Genomic DNA, 5,801 nt, shown 5'->3' on the forward strand with positions numbered 1-5,801 from the left:
CCAGGACGCTCATCAGATCACCTTCGCTTCGTTCTTCAGCTTCTCGACCAGTTCGGCAACCGAGCCGACCTTCACCCCCGCCTTGCGCTTGGCCGGTTCCTCGACCTTCAGCGTCACCAAGCGGGGCGCGACGTCCACGCCGAGATCGGCGGGCGTCAGCGTGTCGATGGGCTTCTTCTTGGCCTTCATGATGTTGGGCAGCGAGGCATAACGCGGCTCGTTCAGGCGCAGGTCGGTGGTCACCACCGCCGGCAGCTTCAACTCGACCGTCTCAAGCCCGCCGTCGATCTCGCGGGTCACCGTCATCGCGCCCTCGCCGATCTCCACCTTCGAGGCGAAGGTGCCCTGCGGCCAGCCCAGCAGGGCCGCCAGCATCTGGCCGGTCTGGTTCGAATCGTCGTCGATCGCCTGCTTGCCCAGGATCACCAGCTGCGGCTGCTCCTTCTCGGCCACCGCCTTCAGAAGCTTGGCCACCGCAAGAGGCTGAAGCTCCTCGTCGCTCTGAACCAGAACGCCGCGGTCCGCACCCATCGCCAGCGCCGTACGGATCGTCTCCTGGCTCTGCGACACACCCAGGCTGACCACGACGATCTCACTCGCCTTGCCCGCTTCCTTCAGACGGACCGCCTCTTCAACGGCAATCTCGTCAAAGGGATTCATGGAGAACTTGACGTTCGCCGTCTCCACTCCCGAATTGTCCGATTTCACGCGAATCTTGACGTTGTAGTCGACCACGCGCTTGACAGCGACAAGTACCTTCATTCCTGGAGAAACTCCTCTCTGGCCTGGGACCCGAATGCCTGGGCGTGGGAAGGTAGTAGCTTAGAGGCTTCGGGGCCAGCGCTTCTTAAGACGCGCCATTATTAAAAATCGTCAGCCTGCTATTCATTCCGCTTAGGGAGGGACGGCGGCGCGCTTGATGCCTTTCCCTCGAGGCGGTGCCGGTAAAACGCCACGGGGCGCCGCTGGGGCGCCCCGTGGATGCCGTTTGGACGGCGGGGAAAGTCAGTGCGCCGCCGCCTCCTGCAGGGGGGCGGGCGGCAGATAGCTGTCGGAAAGACCGGCCAGCCACAGGCCGAACAGGCCGTCGGGTTCGATGCTCGTCAGATGGGACGGATCGTTCAAGGCGCGCCACAGGCCGTCCTCCTGACGGCAGGCGGTACGGCTTTCGGTGGCATCGCTGGCGGCCGAGAACAGGCTGTAGTCGCGGCATAGCTGGCCCGCATCGTTGATGAAGACGCGGGCAGGGGTCACGGTGACTATCGTGCCGCTTCTCTGGTCCTGCCACAGCAGAGGCGTTCCGCTCCGTTCCTGTTCCAGGGCCATCGCATGGGCTTCGGCAACGGGGGCAAGCGCATCCTTGGAAGGCGTGCCGGGAACGAAACCCAGGACCGCAAGGATAAGCGCTGCCGCGGCGGCGATAGGCCCTTCGTGATCGCCTAGAAGCATATCAACCTCCGGATCAGCCAGCCGGGCGAGTCATTCGCCGGGCATCTTCTACCGAGATGGTAGCTGCATCGCCCGAACGCTAACAATTTAGCTTGGGAGATAGAGGCATGCTCCGGATGGATTACGCCTTCCGGTAGTCATGCCCACTCGAACGGATAAGACGGGACGAAGGTAGTTGGACGAAGGGCAGGCGGTTGCGGTCCCGAAACAAAATTGTAACGGTTCCGTAATGATTGCCCCGGGGGAAGCCGCCGCGCAAGTGGATGAAGAAGCAACAAAGGGCGGGGGGATCCGTTAGCAAGCCAGACCCTCTCTTGTGGAGATTCCCATGAAAATCCAGAAAGGTATGGCAAGTGCATTCATGCTGTTGTCGCTGACGGCCTGCGGCTCGGTTCCCGGTCTCGCCCCGCCCGCGGGATCGCCGGAAGCTACTGCCGCATCCTCCACGCTGACCGTGGCAGATCAGGCCTTCCTGACCCAGGCGGCCTATGGCGGGTTGTCGGAAGTGATCCTGGGACGGATGGCGGCCGAGCAGGCGGCGACCCCGGCGGTGCGCCAGTTCGCCCGGCAGATGGTCGAGGAGCACAGCGCCATCAACGAGGAACTGGTCGCCCTGGCCGAAGCCAAGGACATGACGCCGCCCGTTTCTCCCGACGCGGGCCGCGAGGCGGCGGCGGCGGGCCTGGAAATGCTCGAGGGGACCAATTTCGACCGCCAGTATCTGCAACAGCAGTTGACGGAACATGAGGTCGCCATCGCGCTTTACCGCACGCAGGCCCAGGGCGGGACGGACCCGGATGTGCGGGCATTCGCGGCCAAATGGCTGCCCAGGCTGCAGGATCATGCGGCCATGATCCGCTCGATGATGGGTATGCGTTGAAACCTTGAAGGTGGAAATCCTGTCCTTCCTCGCAGGGCGTGCCGTTCCGGGATAGCCTGCCGGGGCGGCACGTCCGGCGTCGCGGGGGCTCGACGAGGCGCGCAAACTGCCGTTATGATCCGCCGCTAATTTACCACTCGCCCAAAATATAAGCCGGCAGAACGATAAGCCGGCAGGCGGATATCGATAGGAACCGGCCTTCATGACAGACAAGAATTCTTCCGAGCTTCCGGACAAGGACCTTCCTTTACGGCGCGACATCCGCATGCTGGGGCGGATGCTTGGCGATGTGGTCCGCGAGCAGGAAGGCGATGCTGTCTTCGAAGTGATCGAGCAGGTGCGTCAGGCCTCGGTGCGGTTCAATCGCGATGACGACCATGCGGCCCGGCGCGAGATGGCGGAAACGCTGAACGCCCTGCCGCGCGACACCATGGTTTCGGTGGTGCGCGCCTATTCCTACTTCCTGCACCTGACCAATACGGCCGAGGACCAGCACCATATCCGCCGTAACCGCGACCATGCCATCGCCGGTTCGCCGCCGCGCGAGGGCAGCCTGCTGCGCGCGCTGGAACGTCTGGACGAGGCAGGGGTGAGCCCCGAGCGCCTGCGCGAGGTGCTTGACCATGCCCTGGTCAGCCCGGTTCTGACTGCCCATCCCACCGAAGTCCAGCGCAAGAGCATCCTGTCGCTGCATCGCAAGGTGGCGGAATTGCTGGCGGAGCAGGACCGTGCGCGCCTGACGCCCGAGGAGCATGCCGAGAACGAGGTCGCGCTTCAGGCCGCGATCCTGACCCTGTGGCGCACCCGCATGCTGCGGCCCCAGCGCTTGGCGGTGATCGACGAGGTGAAGAACGGCATTTCCCATTACAAGGACACCTTCCTCAACGAATTGCCCAAGCTGTATTGCCGCTTCGAGGATATGCTGCGCGAGCGTTATCCCGAGCAGGACTGGTCGCTGCATCCCTTCTTCCGCATCGGCTCGTGGATCGGCGGCGACCGTGACGGCAATCCCTTCGTCACCGCGCCAATCCTGCGCGAGACGGTGCGGCTGCAATCGGCCGCCGCCCTGGACCATTACCTCTTCGAGGTCCATCACCTGGGCGGCGAATTGCCATTGTCGCAACTTCTGGCCCCGGTGACGCCGGAACTGGAGGCACTGGCCGCGCGCTCGCCCGATACCTCGCCGCACCGCGCCGACGAACCCTATCGCCGCGCCTTGACCGGCATCTATGCCCGCTTGGCGGCGACGGTGAAGGTGCTGGACCAGCAGGAAGCGCTGCGTAGCGCGGTCGGCCAGGCCCAGCCCTATGCCAGCAGCCAGGAATTGCTGGAGGATTTGCAGATCCTCAGCACCTCGTTGACGGCCCATGGCGCGGCCAAGCTGGCGGCGCGGCGTTTGCGCCGTCTGATCCTGGCGGTGCAGGTCTTCGGCTTCCATCTGGCGCCCGTCGATCTGCGGCAGAATTCCGACGTGCACCAGCGCACGATCGGCGAGTTGCTGGCGGTGGCCGGACGCTGCGCCGATTACGCGGCCTTGTCCGAAGACGAACGCATCGCCCTGCTGGCCGAGGAAATCGCCAATCCCCGGCCGCTCTATTCGCCCTATCTCAGCTATTCCGAGGAAACGGCGGGCGAGTTGGCCATCTTCTTCACCGCGCGCGAGATCAAGGCCAAATACGGCGACGTCACCCTGCCCAATTGCATCATCTCCAAGACCGACGGCGCCTCGGACCTGCTGGAAGTGGCGCTGCTGCTGAAGGAAACCGGGCTGTTGCAGCCGGGGGCGGAGCCGCGTTCGTCCATGAACGTGATCCCGCTCTTCGAGACCATCGAGGATTTGCGCCAGGCGCCCGCCATCATGGAACGCCTGTTCTCGTTGCCCGTCTATCGCGCCCTGGTGGCCTCGCGCGGGAACGAGCAGGAAGTCATGCTGGGCTATTCGGACTCCAACAAGGACGGCGGCTTCCTGACCTCGGGCTGGGAGCTGTACAAGGCCGAGATCGAATTGTGCAAGCTGTTCGACCGCCACAAGATCCGCATGCGTCTGTTCCATGGCCGTGGCGGCTCGGTCGGGCGCGGCGGCGGCCCCAGCTATCAGGCCATCCTGGCCCAGCCGGTGGGCGCGGTCGCAGGGCAGATCCGCATCACCGAACAGGGCGAAGTCATCGGTTCGAAATACGGCAATCCCGATGTTGGCCGCCGCAACCTGGAAATCATCGCCGCCGGTACGCTGGAAGCCTCGCTGCTCGACCTCGAGAACGACGTCGAATCGGCGGAGGCCTTCTATGACAGCATGGAACGCCTGTCGCGTCTGGCCTTCGCCGCCTATCGCGACCTCGTCTACGAGACGCCGGGCTTCGTGCAGTATTTCCGCGAATCGACGCCCATCTCGGAAATCGCCAACCTCAATATCGGCAGCCGTCCCGCCTCGCGCACCAAATCCGACCGGATCGAGGATTTGCGCGCCATTCCCTGGGTCTTTTCCTGGGCGCAATGCCGTCTGATGCTGCCCGGCTGGTACGGCTTCGGCAGTGCCATCGAAGCTTGGCTGGCGGAAACCCCGGACGGGCTGTCGCAGCTTCAGCGCATGTACCAGGCCTGGCCCTTCTTCCGCACCCTGCTGTCCAACGTGGACATGGTGCTGGCGAAGAGCGACCTCGCCATCGCCTCGCGCTATGCCGAGCTGGTCACCGACGAGGAAATCCGTACCCGCATCCTGGGCCGCCTGCGCGACGAATGGCACCGGACCCGCAAGCATCTGCTGGCGATCACCGGCCAGGAAGACGTGCTGGCCGAGAACCCGCTGCTGATGCGCTCGATCCGCAACCGTTTCCCCTATATGGACCCGCTGAACCACCTGCAGATCGAACTCCTGCGCCGTCACCGCGCCGGAGAAACCGACGAACGCGTCCGCCGCGGCATCCACATGACCATCAACGGCGTGGCTGCCGGGTTGAGGAATAGCGGTTAGAGGAGGAAGAGGCACGGAGGAAGTCAGCTTTATCCGTGCCTCTTTTGTTTTTTAAGACACAGATGAACACAGATAAACACAGATGAAAAAATGAGGTTTGTAGCAGGCTGAAAAAAGTCTCCTGCTTTCCTCGTCATTCCCGCGAAAGCGGGAATCCATGCTGCCGCAGCATCAGTATCGAGCGGTTCCCATCTCCTCAGGCCTTACATGGACCCCCGCTTTCGCGGGGGTGACGATTTGGTCTGGGCATGTCTGAATTTTTTGCCGTTTTCTAGAAAATTCATCTGTGTCTATCTGTGTTCATCTGTGTCTGATATCTCGCCTTCTCCGCGGCTTAATGCCTGAGGGCGGGGTCATGCTTCGAGACGCCGCTGGCGCGGCTCCTCATGCTGGAGACCTTTGCACGGAAGGCATGATTGTGATTCGATAGCGGCCTGTTCGATCAACAGGAGAGGCCGTCATGGCACGCAAGCGGATTGGTCAGTTAGGCTGGGCCGATGC

The 5,801-nt window shown here is 63.2% G+C and carries 4 protein-coding genes; 2 read left to right on the forward strand and 2 right to left on the reverse strand.

All coding sequences use genetic code 11. From position 1 onward, the window contains the following. Positions 1-12: 12 nt before the first annotated feature. Together EPD66_RS23290 and EPD66_RS23295 are read right to left on the reverse strand one after the other, a co-directional pair. Positions 13-762, reverse strand: a complete 750-nt coding sequence (locus EPD66_RS23290; protein ID WP_142850962.1) for an electron transfer flavoprotein subunit beta/FixA family protein — start codon at positions 760-762, stop codon at positions 13-15. Positions 763-1,005: 243 nt separating this feature from the next. Next, a complete protein-coding gene (locus tag EPD66_RS23295; RefSeq protein WP_142850963.1) occupies positions 1,006-1,449 on the reverse strand; it encodes a hypothetical protein in 444 nt (147 codons plus the stop codon). A gap of 328 nt (positions 1,450-1,777) precedes the next feature. Here EPD66_RS23295 and EPD66_RS23300 point away from each other — a divergent pair, with 328 nt between their 5' ends. Then, complete coding sequence (locus tag EPD66_RS23300; protein WP_142850964.1) at positions 1,778-2,329, forward strand: DUF4142 domain-containing protein; 552 nt, start codon at positions 1,778-1,780, stop codon at positions 2,327-2,329. Positions 2,330-2,531: 202 nt separating this feature from the next. Next, positions 2,532-5,300, forward strand: a complete 2,769-nt coding sequence (gene ppc / locus EPD66_RS23305) for a phosphoenolpyruvate carboxylase (RefSeq protein WP_142850965.1) — start codon at positions 2,532-2,534, stop codon at positions 5,298-5,300. The last annotated feature ends 501 nt before the right edge of the window (positions 5,301-5,801 follow it).

The sequence above is a fragment of the Telmatospirillum sp. J64-1 genome, from assembly GCF_006980715.1.
Taxonomy (GTDB): Bacteria; Pseudomonadota; Alphaproteobacteria; order Rhodospirillales; family Magnetospirillaceae; genus Oleiliquidispirillum; species Oleiliquidispirillum nitrogeniifigens.

Excerpts from the sequence above, each read along its gene's own strand:
- EPD66_RS23295 (WP_142850963.1), bottom strand. The coding sequence starts at position 1,449 with ATGCTTCTAGGCGATCACGAAGGGCCTATCGCCGCCGCGGCAGCGCTT.
- ppc (WP_142850965.1), top strand. The coding sequence starts at position 2,532 with ATGACAGACAAGAATTCTTCCGAGCTTCCGGACAAGGACCTTCCTTTA.
- EPD66_RS23300 (WP_142850964.1), top strand. The coding sequence starts at position 1,778 with ATGAAAATCCAGAAAGGTATGGCAAGTGCATTCATGCTGTTGTCGCTG.
- EPD66_RS23290 (WP_142850962.1), bottom strand. The coding sequence starts at position 762 with ATGAAGGTACTTGTCGCTGTCAAGCGCGTGGTCGACTACAACGTCAAG.